At 41.2% G+C, this 19681-nt stretch carries 20 protein-coding genes; 1 reads left to right on the top strand and 19 read right to left on the bottom strand.

The window, feature by feature from the left end:
- Positions 1-124: 124 nt before the first annotated feature.
- From RV00_RS02200 to RV00_RS02110, 19 genes are all read right to left on the bottom strand, one after another.
- On the bottom strand, positions 125-931 hold the full coding sequence (locus RV00_RS02200) for a transporter substrate-binding domain-containing protein (protein WP_071860961.1): 807 nt from the start codon (positions 929-931) through the stop codon (positions 125-127).
- 158 nt (positions 932-1089) lie between these two features.
- Positions 1090-1875: an acetyl-CoA carboxylase carboxyl transferase subunit alpha gene (locus RV00_RS02195; RefSeq protein WP_071860960.1), complete on the bottom strand. Its 786-nt coding sequence runs from the start codon at positions 1873-1875 to the stop codon at positions 1090-1092.
- Positions 1872-2741, bottom strand: a complete 870-nt coding sequence (accD, locus tag RV00_RS02190) for an acetyl-CoA carboxylase, carboxyltransferase subunit beta (RefSeq protein ID WP_071860959.1) — start codon at positions 2739-2741, stop codon at positions 1872-1874. Before accD ends, RV00_RS02195 begins: the two co-directional genes overlap by 4 nt.
- 11 nt (positions 2742-2752) lie before the next feature.
- The gene (locus RV00_RS02185; RefSeq protein WP_071861043.1) at positions 2753-4117 is read right to left on the bottom strand and encodes an acetyl-CoA carboxylase biotin carboxylase subunit; all 1365 of its coding nucleotides are present in this window, start codon (positions 4115-4117) and stop codon (positions 2753-2755) included.
- Between the two features lie 6 nt (positions 4118-4123).
- A complete protein-coding gene (gene fabZ / locus RV00_RS02180; RefSeq protein WP_071860958.1) occupies positions 4124-4546 on the bottom strand; it encodes a 3-hydroxyacyl-ACP dehydratase FabZ in 423 nt (140 codons plus the stop codon).
- Positions 4547-4568: 22 nt separating this feature from the next.
- Entirely contained in the window at positions 4569-5027 is a 459-nt protein-coding gene (accB, locus tag RV00_RS02175) for an acetyl-CoA carboxylase biotin carboxyl carrier protein (protein WP_071860957.1), read from the bottom strand.
- Between the two features lie 2 nt (positions 5028-5029).
- Positions 5030-6256, bottom strand: coding sequence for a beta-ketoacyl-ACP synthase II (gene fabF, locus RV00_RS02170; RefSeq protein WP_071860956.1), 1227 nt, complete (start codon positions 6254-6256; stop codon positions 5030-5032).
- A 17-nt stretch (positions 6257-6273) separates the two neighbouring features.
- On the bottom strand, positions 6274-7005 hold the full coding sequence (fabG, locus tag RV00_RS02165; RefSeq protein WP_071860955.1) for a 3-oxoacyl-[acyl-carrier-protein] reductase: 732 nt from the start codon (positions 7003-7005) through the stop codon (positions 6274-6276).
- 47 nt (positions 7006-7052) lie between these two features.
- Positions 7053-7979, bottom strand: a complete 927-nt coding sequence (fabD, locus tag RV00_RS02160) for an ACP S-malonyltransferase (RefSeq protein ID WP_071860954.1) — start codon at positions 7977-7979, stop codon at positions 7053-7055.
- Positions 7980-8043: 64 nt separating this feature from the next.
- Positions 8044-8271 carry an acyl carrier protein gene (locus RV00_RS02155; RefSeq protein WP_071860953.1) on the bottom strand — a complete coding sequence of 76 codons (228 nt, stop codon included), beginning with the start codon at positions 8269-8271 and terminating at the stop codon, positions 8044-8046.
- Between the two features lie 52 nt (positions 8272-8323).
- Positions 8324-9283, bottom strand: a complete 960-nt coding sequence (locus tag RV00_RS02150) for a beta-ketoacyl-ACP synthase III (RefSeq protein ID WP_071860952.1) — start codon at positions 9281-9283, stop codon at positions 8324-8326.
- Positions 9280-9720 carry a fatty acid biosynthesis transcriptional regulator FabT gene (fabT, locus tag RV00_RS02145; protein ID WP_071860951.1) on the bottom strand — a complete coding sequence of 147 codons (441 nt, stop codon included), beginning with the start codon at positions 9718-9720 and terminating at the stop codon, positions 9280-9282. Before fabT ends, RV00_RS02150 begins: the two co-directional genes overlap by 4 nt.
- A gap of 259 nt (positions 9721-9979) precedes the next feature.
- On the bottom strand, positions 9980-11143 hold the full coding sequence (locus RV00_RS02140) for an SAM-dependent methyltransferase (RefSeq protein ID WP_071860950.1): 1164 nt from the start codon (positions 11141-11143) through the stop codon (positions 9980-9982).
- Between the two features lie 163 nt (positions 11144-11306).
- The gene (locus RV00_RS02135) at positions 11307-11537 is read right to left on the bottom strand and encodes a YkuJ family protein (protein WP_010740403.1); all 231 of its coding nucleotides are present in this window, start codon (positions 11535-11537) and stop codon (positions 11307-11309) included.
- Between the two features lie 110 nt (positions 11538-11647).
- On the bottom strand, positions 11648-12541 hold the full coding sequence (locus tag RV00_RS02130; RefSeq protein ID WP_071860949.1) for an NAD(P)-dependent oxidoreductase: 894 nt from the start codon (positions 12539-12541) through the stop codon (positions 11648-11650).
- Between the two features lie 32 nt (positions 12542-12573).
- Entirely contained in the window at positions 12574-13812 is a 1239-nt protein-coding gene (locus RV00_RS02125) for a glycosyltransferase family 4 protein (RefSeq protein WP_071860948.1), read from the bottom strand.
- 15 nt (positions 13813-13827) lie between these two features.
- Positions 13828-14871 (bottom strand): LTA glycolipid anchor biosynthesis glycosyltransferase, IagA/BgsA family, encoded by a 1044-nt coding sequence (locus RV00_RS02120; protein ID WP_071860947.1) that lies wholly within the window; start codon positions 14869-14871, stop codon positions 13828-13830.
- Positions 14872-15031: 160 nt separating this feature from the next.
- Positions 15032-16759, bottom strand: a complete 1728-nt coding sequence (ptsP, locus tag RV00_RS02115) for a phosphoenolpyruvate--protein phosphotransferase (protein ID WP_071860946.1) — start codon at positions 16757-16759, stop codon at positions 15032-15034.
- The gene (locus RV00_RS02110) at positions 16759-17025 is read right to left on the bottom strand and encodes a phosphocarrier protein HPr (protein WP_067623808.1); all 267 of its coding nucleotides are present in this window, start codon (positions 17023-17025) and stop codon (positions 16759-16761) included. Before RV00_RS02110 ends, ptsP begins: the two co-directional genes overlap by 1 nt.
- A 432-nt stretch (positions 17026-17457) precedes the next feature.
- Here RV00_RS02110 and RV00_RS02105 point away from each other — a divergent pair, with 432 nt between their 5' ends.
- Complete coding sequence (locus RV00_RS02105; RefSeq protein WP_071860945.1) at positions 17458-19677, top strand: ATP-dependent Clp protease ATP-binding subunit; 2220 nt, start codon at positions 17458-17460, stop codon at positions 19675-19677.
- Positions 19678-19681: the final 4 nt, after the last annotated feature.

Below are 19681 nucleotides of genomic sequence, written 5' to 3'. Positions count from 1 at the left end.
TTTCAATGAATTTATTATAGCATGAAATTTTCATAAAACAAGTAAAAAGTGTATAAATATCGATACACAGTGAAATTAATTGATTTTTAGTGTATATATGCAACGTTTGAATGAATAAATATTTTTATTCTCCGCCTTTTTGCGCTAACTGATTGTTTTCTTCTACCATTTTGTCGATCGTTCCATCCGCCTTCATTTCTTTGATATGTTTATCTAGCTCCTTCACCAATTTCTCGTTTCCTTTTGGCACTGCAATGCACAAAGAGTCTTCCTTCATACTTTTTAATGGGATTTCAGCAATCATCAGCTCTGGATTTTGATTCACATACGCATCAGCTACGGTTTTTTCTACAACTAGTCCATCTAGCGAACCATTTTTAACTTCAAGAAAAATATTTGGCAGCTTTTCGATTGAGACTAATTTTGCATCTTTCATTTGCTGTTTTACGATATTTTCTTGAATTGTTCCTTTTTGCGCCCCAACTTGTTTCCCCGCAAAACTTTCGATTGAGTTTAGTTTGTCAGCATTTTGTTTATTAATCACGATTACTTGTGGAGAGGTATAATAATCTGTCGTGAAATCAAAGCTCTTTTCCCGCTCACTAGTTACCGATATCGCTGAGACGGCAATATCAGCTTTACCTTCTTTGGCCGCCGCCAAAACTGCATTAAAACTCATATCGACCCAATCCACTTTGACATCCATTTTTTTGGCGATTGCTTCAACCATTTCTATATCTGCCCCGACAATCTTGTCTTTCCCGTCAATCGTCGTATGAAAACCAAAAGGCGCATAATCCGGGGACGTGGCGACCTTAATGACACCTTTATCTTTAATCGTATCCAATTTATCCGCTTCTTCTTTGCTGCCGCATGCCGCTAATGACAATAAAATTACTCCCGCTAAAACAACCTTCATCATCTTTTTCATTTACATACCTCCGTTTACTATATTGAAAATAGTATAGCATATTATTTCATAATTTCTAGATATAAATGAATATTTATTTAAATTTGTGCGAAAAAATGGTATCTATTAGATTTATATTCATTTTGACGCATAAAAAAAGCGGTGGCTTCTGCCGTCGCTTAAAATTTACGGAAACGTTGGTAACGTTTCTCGATTAATTCTTCTTTTGAATAGCTTGCTAACTCGGTTAGCTTTTCAATTAAAGCCTTTTGCATCATGCGAATGATTTTGTCTTCGCTAAGTTTTTTTCCTTTTAGCGTTTCGGGAATCACTCGATCGATCACATCAAGCTCCAATAATTCAGCAGCGGTGATTTTCATCAGCTCGGCTGCTTCATCAGCTCGCTTTCCATCCTTCCAAAGGATCGAGGCAAAGCCTTCTGGCGATAAAATCGCATAAATACTGTATTCCATCATCCAAACTTCGTCAGCAACAGCTAAAGCTAATGCTCCACCACTGCCGCCTTCACCAGTCACAATCGAAATGATTGGTACACTTAAATCCGACATTTCCATCAAATTACGTGCAATCGCTTCGCCTTCTCCCCGTTCTTCGGCTTCAACCCCACAAAAAGCACCGGGCGTGTTTACAAAACAAATCACCGGACGATTGAATTTCTCCGCCTGCTTCATTAAGCGTAATGCCTTGCGATAGCCTTCGGGATTCGGTTGACCAAAATTGCGATCCATATTTTCTTTCAGATTTGCGCCTTTTTGGATGCCGACGACCGTGACTGGGTTTCCCGCAAGCTTGGCGATCCCGCCAACGATTGCAGGATCATCACCAAACGAACGATCCCCGTGAAATTCCTGAAAATCAGTAAAGATTTTTTCGAAATAATCAAGGCTGGTTAAGCGCTCTTGGTGTCGAGCTAATTTTACAATTTCTCCAGCAGTCAGACTCATTTCTCACCCCAGCCTTTCTGTTGATGAAGCGCTAATAATTGTGTTAAACGTTCCCGCAGCTCTAAACGAGGAACGATTTGATCAATAAATCCATGCTGCAATAAAAATTCTGCTTTTTGGAAATCATCTGGTAATTGTTGACGAATCGTCTGTTCAATAACCCGACGTCCAGCAAAACCGACTAAGGTTTGCGGTTCAGCTAGAATAATATCCCCTTCCATCGCGAAGCTGGCTGTTACCCCACCAGTCGTTGGGTCAGTTAGGACCGTGATGTATAAAAGCCCAGCATTGCTGTGCCGTTTCACAGCCGCAGAGATTTTTGCCATCTGCATCAAAGAAAAGATCCCTTCTTGCATCCGAGCACCACCAGAAGCAGTAAACAGTACAACTGGTAATTTTTCGCTGACAGCTTGTTCAAATAGACGAGTAATTTTCTCCCCTACGACGGTTCCCATACTTCCCATAATAAAGTTGGCATCCATCACACCGATAGCAACAGTTTCACCATTGATCGTGGCTTTTCCTGTCAGAACCGCCTCATCCAAACCGGTTGTCTCACGAGTCTTTTCGATCTTCGTTAAATAATCCGGAAAATCAATGGGATTTTTCTGAGGTAAATCGTTGTTCCAATCAATCAAGCTTTTTTCATCAATCGTTAGCGCCAATCGTTCCCAAGCACTGATCCGAAAGCTGTAGCCGCAATGCGGGCAAACTTTTTCAGCGCCCATTTCTTTTTTGTACAATGTTCGTTTACAATTCGGGCACTTCGCCCACATATCGTCTGGTACAGTTGGCTTCGTTGTCGGCGCACTGTCGCGGTTAGGATTGATCCGAATGTAGTTTTTTTTCTTATTAAAAAGTCCCACCTAAATTCCTCCTACTCGCTTTGTTGCCACTCAGGTAAAAATGTTTTTTGTAAAAAGCTGGTATCATAATCGCCAAACAAGACACTTGGATGACTGATTAGATCCATTTGAAACTCAACGTTGGTGATCACTCCGTCTGAAACGAATTCCCCTAATGCCCGCTGCATCTTCATCAATGCATCAAAACGGTCTTCACCATGAACGATGATCTTTGCAATCATTGAATCATAATACGGCGGGATTGTCACCCCACTGTACATCGCGCTATCTACTCGCAGACCTAACCCGCCGCTTGGCAACAATAAGGTTTTGATCTTGCCGGGAGACGGCGCAAAATTGAAGGCCGGATTCTCCGCGTTGATGCGGCACTCAATAGAATGGCCCTGGAATGTCACATCAGACTGCTTCAAGCCCAATGGTTCACCAGCCGCGATCTTGATTTGTTTTTTGACAATATCGATCCCAGTCACCATTTCCGTAATCGGATGTTCGACTTGAATCCGCGTGTTCATTTCCATAAAATAAAAACTTCCGTCTTCATCTCTTAGAAATTCAATCGTTCCGGCACTTTCATAATTGACGGCTTTTCCCGCTTTGACGGCGATATCCCCCAGCATTTTACGAGTTTCTTCGCCAATGACTACCGAGGGTGCTTCTTCCAAGACTTTTTGATTGTTCCGTTGCAATGAACAATCCCGTTCTCCTAAATGAATCACGTCGCCTTGTTGATCACCTAAAATTTGGACCTCGATATGACGTGCTGGATAAATAATTTTTTCCATATACATTGAGTCGTCACCAAAAGCCGCTTTCGCTTCGGATTTTGCAGATAAGAAATTCTTTTCCAGTTCGCTTTTGGTCGGAACTTTACGAATCCCCTTTCCGCCACCGCCTGCTGCCGCTTTCAGCATCACTGGATAACCGATTTTTTCAGCTAACGCTTCGGCTTCTGCCAATGTGGCGATCGCGCCGTCGCTACCGGGAATCACTGGGACGCCGGCTTTTTGCATTAATTGACGAGCATGGATTTTATTTCCCATCGCGTCGATCGTTTTTTCGCTAGGTCCGATAAATTTAATATTGCACTCGGCGCACATCGTCGCAAATAAACTATTTTCGGACAAGAACCCAAAGCCTGGATGGATCGCTTCAGCATTGGTCACGATCGCAGCACTTAAAATCTCTTGCATATTCAAATAAGATTCACTGGAACGGGCAGGGCCGATACAAATTGCTTCATCAGCCATTTCCGTATGTAACGCTTCTTTATCCGCTTCAGAATAAACCGCTACTGTCTGAATTCCTAATTCACGACAGGCACGGATAATTCGGACAGCGATCTCGCCACGGTTGGCGATCAAAATTTTTGAAAACATCGGCATCTATCCAATCATGAAAGTCAGTTCTGCTTCGGCTACTTTTTTACCATCGACATAGGCGATGCCTTTGCCGCAGCCAGCTGAAGAACGGACTTTTGTTAATTCAACTTCTAAGATTAAAGTGTCACCAGGCACTACTTTTTTACGGAACTTCGCTTTATCGATCCCGCCAAAGTAAGCTGTTTTCCCTTTAAAATCTTCCATTGATAATAATGCGACCGCACCGGCTTGGGCCATCGCTTCAACAATTAATACACCCGGCATTACAGGTTCATGAGGAAAATGTCCTTGGAAAAATGGTTCATTGACGGAAACATTTTTCTTCGCTTTGATGCTTTTTCCTGCTTCTAATTCTTCTACACGATCAATCAATAACATCGGATAGCGATGTGGGATGATTTCTTTAATTTCTTCAATCGTTAACATATCTTATTTGCTCCAATCTGAATTAATTAATACGGAACAAAGGCTGCCCGTATTCAACTACATCTTCGTTTTCAACCAAGATTTCAGTGATCGTTCCATCGAATTCACTAGTGATCTCATTCAATAATTTCATTGCTTCAATGATACAAACCGTCTCGCCTTGTTTGACCGTCTCACCCACCGATTTAAAAGCTGGTTGCTCTGGTGAGGGCTGTAAATAGACGATTCCGACGATCGGCGATGTAATCACTTGACCTTCGCCAGTGCTTGTAACAGTCGGCGCACTTTCTGCCTCTGTGTTAGCCGCTGGAACTGGTGCCGCTGTCTCAGTGACCGGCTCCGGTTGTGCAGGTGCCACTGTTTGACGACTCGTTTGGTTTTTATTCATATACAATTCAAAGCTGCCTTCTCGCAAATCAAACTCGGTTAAGTTTGACTCGTTAAACTGATTCAGCAGTTCTTTGACTTCATTGATTTCCATGCTTATGCCTCCCAGCGTTTCAAGCAGATCACAGCGTTGTGTCCGCCAAAGCCTAGAGAATTGCTTACTGCGTAATTGACAGCTGTTTCTTTAGCTTCATTGATCACAACATTGGCTTTGACTTCTGGATCGACTTCTTGGATATTTGCAGTTGGTGGAATAAATTGATGTTGCAAGGCCATCAGTGATGCTACGGCTTCCACACCGCCGGCTCCGCCTAATAAATGTCCGGTCAATGATTTTGTACTGCTGACATAAGCATTTTCTGTCAAAGCCGCTTCAATTGCTTTACTTTCTGCTTTGTCATTTGCTTGGGTACTCGTACCATGAGCGTTCACGTAATTGACTTCTGCTGGTTCAATCCCCGCTTCTTTGACTGCTTCTTTAATTGCCCGAGCCGCGCCTTCACCATCTGGTGACGGTGCCGTCATATGGTAAGCGTCACAAGTTGCGCCATAACCAACGATCTCGCCTAAAATAGTCGCGCCGCGTTTTTGGGCATGTTCTAACGATTCAAGCACTAAAACGCCAGCACCTTCACCCATTACAAAGCCATCACGCTCTTTATCAAAAGGAATTGACGCGCGTGTCGGATCTTCTGAAGTGCTTAAAGCCGTTAAAGCCGCAAAGCCAGAAATCCCAATTTTATTGATACAAGACTCTGCCCCGCCGGCAATAATCACATCGGAATAACCGTGTTTAATATTACGGAAGGCTTCACCGATAGAATGCGTTCCGCTGGCACAAGCCGTTACGGTACTCGTACAAATTCCCTTTGCTCCAATTCGTAGCGCGACATTTCCAGCCGCCATATTCACGATAGCAAGTGGGACGAACATTGGTGAAACACGACCCGGTCCTTTAGCATCCATTTTGATGACTTGGTCTTGAATCGTTCCTAAGCCTCCAACACCAGAACCGATCATCACGCCGAAACGTTGCATATCTTCTTCTTCCGTGTTAATCCCGCTCATTTCTAACGCTTCAAGCGCTGAATAGATCGCATACAGTGAGTATGTTTCCATGCGTTTCGTATCTTTTTTAACAAAATATTTTTCTAAAGGAAATTCTTTGACTTCACCAGCTAAAGTAATGCCAGTTTCACTAGCATCAAAGCGTGTGATTGGTCCAAAACCATGATTTCCTGCTTTTAAATTCTTTAAAAATGTTTCTTCATCATTACCAATTGGTGAGGCAACACCAAAGCCTGTAATTACGACACGATTCATTTTCTTCCGTCCTTTCTTTACATGACCATTCCGCCATCAACGTTCAAGACTTGACCGGTGATGTAGCTGTTTTGCGCTAAGAACAACGCGGCATTTGCCACGTCTTCCACACTGCCGAAGCATTTCAGCGGAATTTGACCTTCCATTTGTTCTTTGACTTTATCATTTAATTCATCTGTCATATCTGTTTTGATAAATCCTGGAGCGATCGCGTTGCACGTGATCCCACGGGGCGCGACTTCTCTAGCGACCGCTTTAGTAAAACCAATCACACCGGCCTTACTGGCGGCATAGTTGCTTTGACCAACATTGCCGATCAAGCCGACAACGCTGGAGAGATTGATAATGACGCCCGCACGTTTTTTCATCATTTGTTTCAATACTTGTTGGGTCATGTTAAATGTCCCCTTCAAGTTGATGTCTAATACCGCGTCAAAATCTTCCGGCTTCATTCGTAAAAGCAGCTGGTCTTTTGTGATCCCCGCATTGTTGATCAAGACATCGATCGTGCCTAAATTGGTTTCACAGTCTTTGATCATTTTCCCTGCGTCTTCAAAAGAACTGATGTCGCCGCAAATAGTCGTACATTTTACCCCAAAGGCTTCGATCTCAGCAATTTTTTCTGCCGGAATCTCTTTCCGACCATTCAAAACGATATTTGCGCCGGCTTTGGCGAAAGCTTTCGCGATGCCCCAGCCGATTCCGCGACTGCTGCCGGTAATAAAGACAGTTTTATTTGTTAATTCCATTCGGACCTCCTAATTCATTCGGTTGTTCATCTCATCATTCGGATCAATCATTCAGTTAAAAAGTCAATCGTCTCAGCCAAGGTTTTGGCGTCTTCCACTCGACTAGTAGCTAAGCTGCGGTCAATTTTTTTGATAAAGCCAGTTAATGTTTTCCCTGGACCAATCTCAACCAATTGCGTCACACCAAGCTCTTTCAAGGTAATGACACTATCACTAAAGCGCACTGGCGACATCACTTGCTTCGTCAGCAACGAAACGATTTCTGCTTGCGGCATTATTTTTGCGGTAGTGTTTGAAATGACTGGAAGCTCCATTTCTTTAAAAGAAATTGTCTGCAAGACTTTGTTTAATCGCTTGCTGGCTGGTTCCAACAATGCCGTGTGGAATGGACCGCTGACATTTAGCGGGATCATCCGTTTTGTTCCCGCCGCTTGCAATAATTCTTCCGCCTTTTCGACTGCGGCGACTTCGCCGCCAATCACGATCTGTTGCGGAGTATTATAGTTTGCTGGTGAAACAATTCCTAAAGCCGAGGCTTCACGGCAACACGCTTCAATCACTTCAGCGTCTGTATTCATGACCGCTACCATTTTCCCGCTACCAGTCGGGGCTGCTTCACTCATAAATTGTCCCCGTTGATGAACTAACTGAACAGCGTCGCTAAAAACTAATGCGCCTGAGGCAACTAAGGCCGTGTACTCCCCTAAGCTCAGTCCCGCAACGACATCCGCTTGAAAACCTTTTTCCTTCAACACTCGTAAAAAGGCGGTGCTGACTGTCAAGATCGCTGGCTGCGTATACTTGGTTTCATTTAGCTGATCATTCTCTTCAAAGCACAATTCTTCCATCGAAAAGCCTAAAAAATCACTAGCCTCTTCAAACGTTTCCTTTACGCTTTTTTCTTGCTGATATAACTCTTTACCCATGCCGACATATTGCGCGCCTTGCCCGCTGAACAAGAATGCTGTTTTCATGATCGTCTCCTAATAGCAGGAAAGGCCAGGCCTTACGCCTAGCCTTTTCCCGAAATTTTATTAATTAAGCGTTTTGTTGTTTTTCAACGTATTCAACTAAATCTTTTACTGTTTTAATGCCGTCTTCTGTTTCGATCTTCACGTCAAATTCGTCTTCGATTTCGTTGATGATTTGGAATAAATCTAAGCTATCTGCTTCTAAGTCCTCTTGGATGTTCGTTTCCAATTTCACTTCGTCTTTCTCTACTCCTAGTTCTTCCACGATGATGTCTTGAATTTTTTCGAATGTCATAAGTTGTTTCCTCCGATAATTTTAAGTTTTAGTTTTATATTTTTTAACAAACTTACAGCTGGATCAATAGGTTGCCCCATGCCAATCCGCCGCCGTAGCCTGTCAATACCACTTTTTGATTGCTGTTTAAGCTTAGAACCCCTGCTTCAACGAGCTCATCCAATAAAATCGGAATACTCGCCGCTGAAGTATTCCCGTAGTTCATTAAATTCATCGGAAATTTTTCAATCGGTTCTTTCATTTTGCGAGCGATTTTCTCAATGATTCGTTTATTGGCTTGATGCAGTAAATAATAATCTGCAGATTCTTCACCGATAAATTCTTTCAAACTTTTAGTCACGTCATTTAAAGCGAAATTCCAAATTCCACGGCCATCCATGGCTAAAGCTGTACTAATTTCAGGACCATCATGGAAAACATTACTGTTCAGCCGAAAACCAGCAGTCAACGCATTCGCTCTTTCCCCGTCTGCTCGCAGCATTTGCTTTATAATAGAAGCTTCTTCACTAGCTTCCAATAAAACACCTGCGGCTCCGTCGCCGAAAAGAACGGCTGAAGACCGATCCTGCCAGTCTAAGAGCTTCGATGTTTTCTCGCCGCCGATGACGATTCCTCGCTGCATCCCGCCACGCATAAAATTCTCCGCAGTCGCTAACGCATAGACAAATCCTGCACAAGCCGCTGCTACATCAAAAGCCATCGCGTTGTTCGCGCCCAGCTGACCTTGCACCTGACAAGCAACTGAAGGCGAGGTGTAATCCGGTGACATCGTAGCCACAATAATAAAGTCTAAACTCAACGGATCAATTTCGGTTTTGGCAATCAACTTTTCCGCCACTTTGAAACACAAATCAGAAGTATTTTCAGCCTCTGCTATATGGCGTTGTCTGATTCCTGTACGTGATTGAATCCATTCATCTGAGGTGTCCATCCATTCAGCTAAGTCGTCATTAGTGACAATTTTTTCAGGTAGATAACGGGCTGTCGCACGAATTTTTCCGAAGCTCATCATTTTATCTCCTCTAAATAACTAAATAGATTGACTAACGCTTTTAGGAATACTTCCTGCTCATCCGTATCCAAATCCTTAATGGCACGTTTTACCATCTCATGATGAAAATGCTGATGAATCCGAAATACGAGTCTGCCCTTTTTAGTCAAGCCCAACTTCACTACCCGGCGATCATCTTCACTACGGATTCGTTCAACGTAGCCTTTTTTCACTAAACGATTGATCGAGGTTGTAAGTGTACCGACTGTCACCAATAATTCTCTAGCGACTTCAGTGGTGGTTTTCTTCTTATACATCCCGATCGCGTCGATGGTGTGCATCTCAGTAATCGTCAAATCACTAAATTGCGATTTCTTTAGTTCGTTTTCTTCAATCGACAAGACGTCGTTGAAAATTGAAACTAAATAGGTATTCAGTTCTTCCCAGTTTCTTTCCATGTCATCACCTAATTAGTTTGATTATCAAATCATTTGATGTTCAAACTATATCTTATTTTTTTTCTGAATGCAACAAAATTTTTTCAATTAATTAAAAATTAATGATTGACGCAAAAGATCAATCACTTGTCCTTTATTATAATACTTTGGCAATCAAAGTATATTGATAGGAATTTTTAGCTTTATTGAGCGATATCCCCGCTTTCCCCAAAAAAAGAAGAGTTAACTGTTGAAATACAGCTAACTCTTCTTTTTTAATTTAAACATTCCGATGCATCGGAACGTTATTATTATTTGGATGAACCAGTAAATACTGAATGACATCAATATTACTAGCTTGGAATGAAGCGGCACAGGCTTGTAAGTACAAATCCCACATTCGGTAAAAGGCTTCATCCTTTTGTTCCATCACTTGTTCAGCGACTTGATGGAAATTTTGTGTCCAATGTTCCAAAGTCAATTGATAATCACGGCGCAAACTTTCTAGATCGATCAATTGCAGATTATTTTCAGTAATATGCCCAACGAGTTCTGTCACACCGGGAATATAGCCCCCTGGGAAAATGTATTGGTTGATCCAGGCATTCGTTGCCCCACCTTGTTGGCGACTGATTCCATGAATCAGCGCGGTCCCATTCGGTGCTAAATGATTTTCCACTACTTTGAAATATTCTTGCAGATTCTCTCCGCCAACATGCTCGAACATCCCAACACTAGTGATATGGTCAAAGCTTCCATTCAAATCACGATAATCCATCAATTCAACTGAGACACTATCTTCTAGCTGCTCTTCTTTGATAATTGCTTGGATATGCAGGTACTGCTCTTCACTCAAAGTGATCCCTTTAGCTTTTACTTTGTATTCCTTCGCAGCAGTAAAAATCAGTGTTCCCCAACCACAACCAATATCTAATAATGTTTCTCCAGGCTGGATAAATAATTTATCCAAAATGTGATGCACTTTATTGATTTGCGCTTGCTCTAAGCTATCCTCTGGTGTTTCAAAATAAGCGCAAGAATAAGTTAGCGTCCGATCCAACCACAGCTCATAAAAATCATTGCCTAAATCATAGTGGCTATGAATATCGTGAGCGGACTGTTTTTTTGTATGCTTTTCTTTTGGCAGCCATTTTTTAAAATTCGTATTATGGAAAAAACCATTTGCCTGATTGTAAACGTCGTAAATCAACGCTTGCAGATTACCTTCGATTTCGATCTTCTTTTCCATGTATGCTTCACCTAATGCTAAGGAAGCATTATTGATTAATTCCTTTACCGGAATCTTCTCATTGAAAATAATTTTAAAGACCGTTTCTCCTTCAGAACTCCCGTATTCTTTTACCGAACCATCCCAAAAAGTAACTTCTGTTTTCTGAGAAAAAGACGGTTTAAATAATTGATTATAAACTTCTTTATCTAACATAACATTGCCTCCCATATGATATCTTCTGACTAAAGGAAGATAATTTCAAAAGATATGGCCTTGGTTTTGGCAAAAAAAAGGAATTCCTCATGAATTTATAATTAAAAATAAGCTGAAAACCTTTACGAAAAAATCAAACAACAAAAAAACGGGTTTCCCCGTTTTATTGAATCAAGTCATAAATTTCCATAGCAACGATATCAATGTTATCAAATTGATAAGATTGTTTACTGTCGCTTTCGGTTAATTCGAATGTTTCTGTCGTATTATCATAAGTTACAGTACATTTCTCTACGCCTTCTTTTTCAAAACGACGTAATTGTACTTCATTATCAGTTGATTCAGTCATAGCTTCTAAGCGTTTAATAATGGCAACTAATTGTGAATGTTTCATCTAGATGCCCCCCTTCTTCTCAATTCTGTCTTATTGTATCAAATCCAATCGTATCTTGCATTGATTTTCATCAATTAATTTATGAATTTTTCGCTAAATCTAACTTAAGATTACGACCACCATAGTTTGATTAAAGCTTGAGTCCCGTCATTTTCAAATCCTTTATCGGCTAAACGCTCATAAAGCTCCGTCGCTAATTTTGTTGCAGGCAAATCTAACTGCATTTTTTCTGCTTCATCTAAAGCGATTTTTAAGTCTTTAATAAAATGCTTAACGAAGAAACCAGCGCTGTAATCTTCTTTTAGGATCCGTGGCGCATAGTTCGCCATCGACCAGTTTTGGGCTGCTCCACCGCCTAATGTCGCTAGAACTTTCTCCATCTCTAAATTCGCCGCTTTCGCGTAGACCAACATTTCGGTCATTCCAGTCATAGTTCCCGCGATCATAATTTGATTGGCCATCTTTGTATGTTGCCCTGCTCCAGCTGTACCTTGCAACGAATAACTTTTACCCATGATCTCAAACAGTGGTACAACCTGATCATAGGTCGCTTGATCACCACCGACCATAATTGTTAAAGTCGCGTTTTGCGCACCAAGATCGCCACCTGATACCGGCGCATCTAATGCCGCCGCTCCTCGTTCTTTGGCTGTCTGATAAATTTTTCCCGCTAAAGTCGGTGTAGATGTCGTTAAATCAACAAAAATTTTATTATTACTATCAACTGAAAAAATTCCCTTTGCACCATAATAAATTTCTTCTACATCGCTAGGGTAGCCCACCATTGAAAAAATAATCTCACTTACTGCAGTAACTTCTCCAGGAGTGTCCTGCCAAACTGCGCCTTGTTTAACTAATTCATCCGTTTTGCTTTTCGTCCGATTATAAACGGCCACTTCATGTCCTGCTGCTAAAAAATGTTTAACGATGGATTTTCCCATCACGCCTGTTCCGATAAATCCGATTTTCATTCCACTAACCTCCACATAAAAGAATAAATCCATCTCCAGTATACATCAAGAGATGGATTTCGCCTTTACTTATCCTCGCTATTTTTTAATGAAGCAATCCGAACCCGCATTTTCCGAACAGTTCGCTTCGGCAATCGTTCTTCATCATGATTTTCTCCATAGTAATGGATCAATTCTTGATAGAAGGTAAAAATTTCAGAGCCAAAACGTTCGGCGGAGATCTCGATCATTTTTTTAGCCTGAATCGCCGGGTCCATCTTAATCTGCTGTTGAATATAATGAATCAATGTATCACTAAAATCTTCATCCTGCTCAAAAGTAGCACCTAATGTTTCATGATCGATTAATTGGTTCAAGTAATCATTTCCTTCTACCACACATTGGGTGCCAGAAGCAATCGCTTCAGCGTAGGTTAACCCTTGTGTCTCAGAAGTCGAGGCGCTAACAAAATAATCTGCCGCATGGTAATAACAAGCAACATCCTCATGGGGCACTTCACCAGTAAATTGAACATACTTTTGAACCCCTAATTGCTCCACTAATTCTTCTAACTCATCACGATAAGGTCCTTTACCGACGATCACTAGCCGCGCGTTAGGAAAGCTCATCAGAACTTCCGGGAATTGCTCAACGATAACGTGAATATTTTTTTCATAAGAGATTCGACTCAACGATAAAATCATCAATTCTCCATTTTGAATGCCTAATTTTTCACGTAAGGCTTCGGTTTCGACAGAAGTAATATCTGGCCGGATAAAGCGCCCAACTTCGATGCCTGTCGGAATAATCTTCATAGGGACATCCACTTCATAGCGTTTTAACGTATCCACCACTCGTTGGCTAGGACAGACAACCCCTGTAGAGTGATTGACGAACATTTTAATAAAGTGTTTTACATGGGTAGGCCGAACGACTTTCCCGTTAGCGATATAATGCAAATAATCCTCATACATAGTGTGGTACGTATGAACGACCGGAATACGTAAGCGATTGGCGACCATTTTCCCTAAAAATCCAGCACCAAATTCGGTATGGGTATGAATAATTTCTAAATCTAATTCTTTCGCGATTTGGTAAGCGAACCAAATCCCTCTTACCACGATCCTACGATCCGTAAAAGAGACGAAGGGAACACTCGGCATCCGTACGATATCTTTTTCAAAATCCTCTGCTTCAGGATCAGTCGTAGTAAAAATATAAACTTCATGTCCTTGGCTTTCTAACTGTTCTTTTAACGTTTTAATTGAAGTAGCTACCCCGCTGACTTGGGGAAAATAAGTGTCTGTAAAAAAACCGATCCGCACGTCAAAACCTCCAAACTATTTTGTGACCTTTGAATATATTTGATGATCGTAAGGTAATTGCAAGACTGCCTGATAAACCGTCTTCAATTCTTGCCCAATTTCCGTAATACTTTTAGCTTGCGCGGTTTTAAAACCAGCTAACGTTAAATTAGGCAGCCGATGATTGACTAGCTGACGAATCAACTCTTTGAATTCCTGATTGTTATTACCCATATAACAATTCTGCTGATCCTGCATCCATCCTTGATAGACTGGAATATTTCTCAATAAGACTTGCTGCTGGCTGGCCAACGCTTCGAGGACCACGATTCCTTCCGTTTCTTCATAAGAAGGAAAGAAAAAGAGATCTGCACCAGAATAGGCTCCTTCAATCAAATCGCCATTGATATAGCCAGGGAACAACACATTGGCTGGATGATCTTTTTTAACGATGCGGCGGATATTCGCCGGAATCGAAAGCATGGGAACAGCACCAAACCAGATAAACGTATATTCAGGCATTTTTTTTGCGATCTCAACGAAGTCGATGATTCCTTTACGTTCGAAAAATAGACCGACACAGATAACGACCTTTTGCGTTTCGCTTAAATGAAAATGCTTGCGAAAGGCGGCTTCTTTATATTCATCAGGATAATATCGTTTTAAATCAATCCCATTTGAAATGGCTGCGATAGGCTGCCTCAAGCCATAATTACGTAATAATTTTTTTGAATACGGTGTAGGAGTGATCAAGTGATCTGCCATTCCATACAAGCCCACGAGCCATTTTTTTACTAGCGGAGCGAGTTGGTTAGAACCGACAAATGAATTCCGAAAATCCTCTTCAGTCGAATGCGCATGGTAAATCACCTTTTTACCCATTTTTTTGGCTTTTCGCGCTAAGTGATAGCTTTTCAAACCATACGTATTAATATGTAAGATATCATAATCAGTCGCATTAGGATCTAGGGTATATTCGATCCCAGCAGATGCCAACGCTCTTTTTTGATGACTGAGCGCTCGACCAATCCCGGATCTTCCGATAACATTCTGACCTTCAAAATAAAGTAAAATTTTCATAAACTGCCCCCTCAAAAACAAATCAATTATATCATAAGGCTTCCCGCTTTATCTCAACCTATGGTCTGATTTTACGGAATTCAAAGAAACAAATAATTACTGAATACAAAAAAGAAGCCGTAAAAGGAACAAATCCTTTTACGGCTTCTTTATACAAAATCTATTTTACGTATTCTTCAACTAAAGCTTGAACTTCTTCCATTGTATCGCATTCTTTCAATGCTTTGTCAGCTAATTCAGCCATCTTAGTTGTAGTTAGACGTTTCATCAAGCTACGAGTTCTAAGAATAGAAGTCGCACTCATTGAGAATTCATCTAAGCCCATACCCATTAATAATGGAACAGCAGTTTGATCGCCAGCCATTTCGCCACACATACCAGCCCATTTACCTTCAGCGTGCGCTGCATCAATGACGTTCTTGATCAAACGTAAGATTGATGGGTTGTATGGTTGGTAAAGGTATGAAACACGTTCGTTCATACGGTCAGCTGCCATTGTATATTGGATCAAATCATTGGTTCCAACGCTGAAGAAGTCTACTTCTTTCGCGAACTTATCAGCTAAAACAGCTGCAGCAGGAATTTCGATCATGATTCCGACTTGGATTGTGTCAGAAACCTTCACGCCTTCTTTGACCAATTTTTCTTTTTCTTCTTCGTACAATTTCTTCGCCGCACGGAATTCCTTCAATGTAGCGACCATTGGGAACATGATACGCAAGTTACCATGAACCGAAGCACGTAACAATGCGCGTAATTGTGTACGGAACATGTCATCGCCCAATTCAGATAAGCTGATACGTAATGCACGGTAACCCAAGAATGGATTCATTTCGTGAGGTAAAGTCAAGTAAGGTAATTCTTTATCTCCACCGATATCCATTGTCCGAACAACGACTGGTTTGTCACCCATGCCTTCTAAAACGGCTTTGTAAGCTTCAAATTGATCGTCCTCGGTTGGGAAATCTGAAGAGTCCATGTATAGGAACTCGGTACGATACAAGCCGATCGCTTCAGCGCCATTGTTATGAACGCCTTCAAGATCTTTTGGTGTACCGATATTCGCTGCTAATTCAAAGTGTTTACCGTCAGCAGTCACTGTTTCAGCATTTTTAAGTTTTTCCCACTCTGCTTTTTGAGCAGCGTAAGCTTCACCGGCTTTTTTGTATTCAGCTGCTTGATCATCCGTTGGGTTCACAATTGTTTCCCCAATGATTCCGTTTACCGCTAGAACATCGCCTTCTTTAACTTTAGAAGTGATTTCTTTGGTTCCTACGATTGCAGGAATTTCTAATGAACGAGCCATGATCGCTGAATGCGATGTACGTCCGCCAATATCAGTAACGAAGGCTTTTACAAAGTTTTTATCTAATTGCGCGGTATCACTTGGAGTAAGGTCATGCGCGACAACGATAACTTCTTCGTCAATCATTGATGGATCAGGTAAAGTAACACCCAAAAGGTGCGCCAATACACGTTTTGTAACATCGCGGATATCCGCTGCACGTTCTTGCATATAAGCGTTGTCATCCATCGCCTCGAACATGCCGATATACATATCAGTAACTTCTTTAAGTGAGCTTTCAGCGTTCACTTTGTTGTCTTGAATATGTTGTTTAATTTGACCAATCATTTCTGGATCTGAAAGAACCATTAAATGAGCATCAAAAACTTGTGCTTCTTCTTCACCTAAGCTTTTCGCTGCTTTATCCCGAATTTTTTCTAATTCAGCAGAAGAAGCCGCCAAAGCGTCGTCTAAACGCTTTTCTTCGGCAGCAGTGTCTTCTACAGTATTTTGTTTGAAAGATAAATCCGGTTGTACTAGCAGATAAGCTTTTGCAACGGCTACGCCATCACTTGCGGCAATACCTTTTAGTAATTCAACCATTATTCAGATAATCCTTCCTTTTTCATTGTTTCTTCGATAGCTTCCATTGCTTCTTTTTCGTCAGCACCTTCAGCAGAGATAACAACGTCAGAACCTTGGCCAACACCTAGAGACATTACGCCCATAATTGATTTAAGGTTAACTGATTTCCCTTTATACTCTAAATTGATATCAGAGTTAAATTTGCTTGCAGCTTGCACTAATAAAGTTGCAGGACGTGCATGAATCCCTGTTTCTGCTACTACGTGAAAATCTTTTTTTTCCATATTGACCGTTCTCCTTTATAAAAAAAATGTTTTTTTATGTTAGGGCTTTAATGATAACAAAGACAATTTTGGGCCCTTCATTTTCTTAGATTACCATTTTTTTGCACTTGATACAACAATTTTAATCGATTTATTCAAGCTGAATGTATGCCCTTTCTTAAAATATCTTAGCTAGTTCTTCTACCTATTGATTTTCTTTGTTTTCATTTTTATTCCATAACACGGAGGTGCCATAAAAACCATTCAGACAACGTTTTAGCACTCTCTCTGCTTGATTGCTAATTTTTGAGACAAACTGTTTGCTTTTATTTTAAATCACGCTATAATAAATTCATGGTCAGTGATAGTCAAACTATTGACCAGCGTATCTTTTTACGAGATTCGCTTACTCGATGTACAATAGAAACAACAAGTATAGAAAGGGTGAAAAAGATGCTTTGCCAAAATTGTCACGAAAATGAAGCAACGATTCATTTATATGCAAATGTTAATGGACAGCGAAAGCAATTAGATTATTGCCAAAGTTGCTATCAAAAATTGAAGAATCAAGCTGGAGGTGCGCCACAAATGGCAGGAAATGATCCTTTTGGTTTTGGAAGTTTAGACGATTTGTTCCGCTCAATGTCGCAACAAATGCAACAACGACAAGGCGCTGCAGATCAAACACCACCGACTCAATTTGGTGGTGGAAATGGAATGAACAATCAACCCCCTCGCGGAAATGGCGGCGGTGGTTTACTTGATGAGTACGGCATTAATATCACCGGTCAAGCACGTGAAGGTAATATTGATCCCGTAGTTGGACGAGATGATGAGATTCAGCGAGTGATTGAAATTTTAAATCGCCGGACAAAAAACAATCCCGTTTTAATCGGTGAACCTGGTGTTGGTAAAACAGCTGTAGTTGAAGGTTTAGCTCAAAAAATCGTCAACGGCGATGTACCACAGAAATTAATGGACAAAGAAGTCATTCGTTTAGACGTCGCTTCGCTCGTTCAAGGGACCGGAATCCGCGGACAATTTGAAGAACGGATGCAAAAACTAATCGACGAAATTCGCCAAGCTGAAAACATTATTCTTTTCATTGACGAAGTGCATGAAATTGTCGGCGCTGGTGCTGCCGGTGATGGCAACATGGATGCTGGAAATATTCTAAAGCCAGCGTTAGCTCGAGGCGAATTACAAATGGTTGGCGCTACGACTTTAAATGAGTACCGGATCATTGAAAAAGATGCCGCTTTAGAACGTCGGATGCAACCTGTTCGCGTCGAAGAACCTTCTGTTCAAGAAACAATCGAGATTTTGAAAGGCTTGCAACCTCGCTATGAAGATTATCATCATGTAAAATACACTGATGATGCCATCAAAGCAGCGGCTGAACTTTCAAATCGTTACATCCAAGATCGCTTCTTACCCGACAAAGCCATCGACTTATTAGATGAAACAGGTTCGAAGAAGAATTTAACGATCCAAATCGTCGATCCAAAAACGATCGAAAAGAAATTAGCTGAAGCAGAACAACAAAAGTCTCAAGCTTCTAAAGAAGAAGATTTTGAAAAAGCTGCTTACTACCGTGATCAAATTAATAAATTACAAACAATGAAAGATCGCCAATTAACCGATGAAGAAACACCGGTCATCACTGAAAAAGATATGGAACAAATCGTTGAAAAACGGACAGGTATTCCAGTTGGCGAATTAAAAGAAAAAGAACAAACACAATTGAAGAATCTATCTGAAGATTTGAAGCATCACGTCATCGGACAAGATGAAGCAGTTGAAAAGGTCGCGAAAGCCATTCGCCGTAATCGGGTTGGTTTAAATAAGAAAAATCGTCCAATCGGTTCCTTCCTATTCGTGGGACCTACGGGTGTTGGTAAAACAGAATTAGCTCGTCAGTTAGCCGAAGAATTATTTGGCTCAAGTGATTCAATGATTCGTTTTGACATGAGTGAATACATGGAAAAACACAGCGTCTCTAAATTGATTGGTTCACCTCCGGGCTATGTTGGCTATGAAGAAGCCGGTCAATTAACTGAGCAAGTCCGTCGTCATCCATACAGCTTGATTTTGTTAGACGAAATCGAAAAAGCCCATCCGGATGTGCTGCATATGTTCTTGCAAATCCTTGACGATGGCCGCTTGACCGATTCTCAAGGTCGGACAGTCAGCTTTAAGGACACAATCATTATTATGACAAGTAATGCTGGAACTGGTAAAATCGAAGCCAATGTTGGTTTTGGTGCTGCTCGTGACGGCGTAACCCGTTCGGTCTTAGGTCAACTAAAAGATTTCTTTGCACCAGAATTCTTGAACCGTTTCGATGCAATTGTCGAGTTCAGTTCATTGTCGAAAGAAAACTTGATGAAGATCGTATCATTGATGTTAGACGATGTGAATGAAATGTTAGCTTCACAAAAAATTACCATCGATGTACCAGACAATGTCAAAGCAAAATTGGTTGACTTAGGCTACGATCCAGCAATGGGAGCTCGCCCACTTCGTCGGACGATCCAAGAAACAATTGAGGACGGCGTTGCCGAATTCTATCTTGATCATCCAACCATTACTGAATTAAAAGCGAAACTGGATAAAGAAGATCATATCGTCATTACATCAAAGCCTGAACGATTGGCTAAAGAAGATAAGTAACTGT

It is taken from the genome of Enterococcus devriesei (assembly GCF_001885905.1).
Classification (GTDB): Bacteria; Bacillota; Bacilli; order Lactobacillales; family Enterococcaceae; genus Enterococcus_A; species Enterococcus_A devriesei.
Note: the sequence above shows the minus strand (reverse complement) of the source record. Positions and strands in the feature narration are given on the sequence as shown.

Bases quoted from the DNA above. Each gene is read 5' to 3' on its own strand.
- RV00_RS02130 (WP_071860949.1), bottom strand. From the start codon at position 12,541: ATGGATTTATTCTTTTATGTGGAGGTTAGTGGAATGAAAATCGGATTT.
- fabG (WP_071860955.1), bottom strand. From the start codon at position 7,005: ATGGAATTAACAAATAAAACTGTCTTTATTACCGGCAGCAGTCGCGGA.
- fabZ (WP_071860958.1), bottom strand. From the start codon at position 4,546: ATGTTAACGATTGAAGAAATTAAAGAAATCATCCCACATCGCTATCCG.
- fabD (WP_071860954.1), bottom strand. From the start codon at position 7,979: ATGAAAACAGCATTCTTGTTCAGCGGGCAAGGCGCGCAATATGTCGGC.
- ptsP (WP_071860946.1), bottom strand. From the start codon at position 16,759: ATGGTTGAATTACTAAAAGGTATTGCCGCAAGTGATGGCGTAGCCGTT.
- RV00_RS02105 (WP_071860945.1), top strand. From the start codon at position 17,458: ATGCTTTGCCAAAATTGTCACGAAAATGAAGCAACGATTCATTTATAT.
- RV00_RS02155 (WP_071860953.1), bottom strand. From the start codon at position 8,271: ATGACATTCGAAAAAATTCAAGACATCATCGTGGAAGAACTAGGAGTA.
- RV00_RS02200 (WP_071860961.1), bottom strand. From the start codon at position 931: ATGAAAAAGATGATGAAGGTTGTTTTAGCGGGAGTAATTTTATTGTCA.
- accB (WP_071860957.1), bottom strand. From the start codon at position 5,027: ATGGAAATCAATGAAGTCAAAGAACTGCTGAATCAGTTTAACGAGTCA.
- fabF (WP_071860956.1), bottom strand. From the start codon at position 6,256: ATGAATCGTGTCGTAATTACAGGCTTTGGTGTTGCCTCACCAATTGGT.
- RV00_RS02185 (WP_071861043.1), bottom strand. From the start codon at position 4,117: ATGTTTTCAAAAATTTTGATCGCCAACCGTGGCGAGATCGCTGTCCGA.
- RV00_RS02150 (WP_071860952.1), bottom strand. From the start codon at position 9,283: ATGATGAGCTTCGGAAAAATTCGTGCGACAGCCCGTTATCTACCTGAA.
- RV00_RS02110 (WP_067623808.1), bottom strand. From the start codon at position 17,025: ATGGAAAAAAAAGATTTTCACGTAGTAGCAGAAACAGGGATTCATGCA.
- RV00_RS02195 (WP_071860960.1), bottom strand. From the start codon at position 1,875: ATGAGTCTGACTGCTGGAGAAATTGTAAAATTAGCTCGACACCAAGAG.
- fabT (WP_071860951.1), bottom strand. From the start codon at position 9,720: ATGGAAAGAAACTGGGAAGAACTGAATACCTATTTAGTTTCAATTTTC.
- RV00_RS02140 (WP_071860950.1), bottom strand. From the start codon at position 11,143: ATGTTAGATAAAGAAGTTTATAATCAATTATTTAAACCGTCTTTTTCT.
- RV00_RS02120 (WP_071860947.1), bottom strand. From the start codon at position 14,871: ATGAAAATTTTACTTTATTTTGAAGGTCAGAATGTTATCGGAAGATCC.
- RV00_RS02135 (WP_010740403.1), bottom strand. From the start codon at position 11,537: ATGAAACATTCACAATTAGTTGCCATTATTAAACGCTTAGAAGCTATG.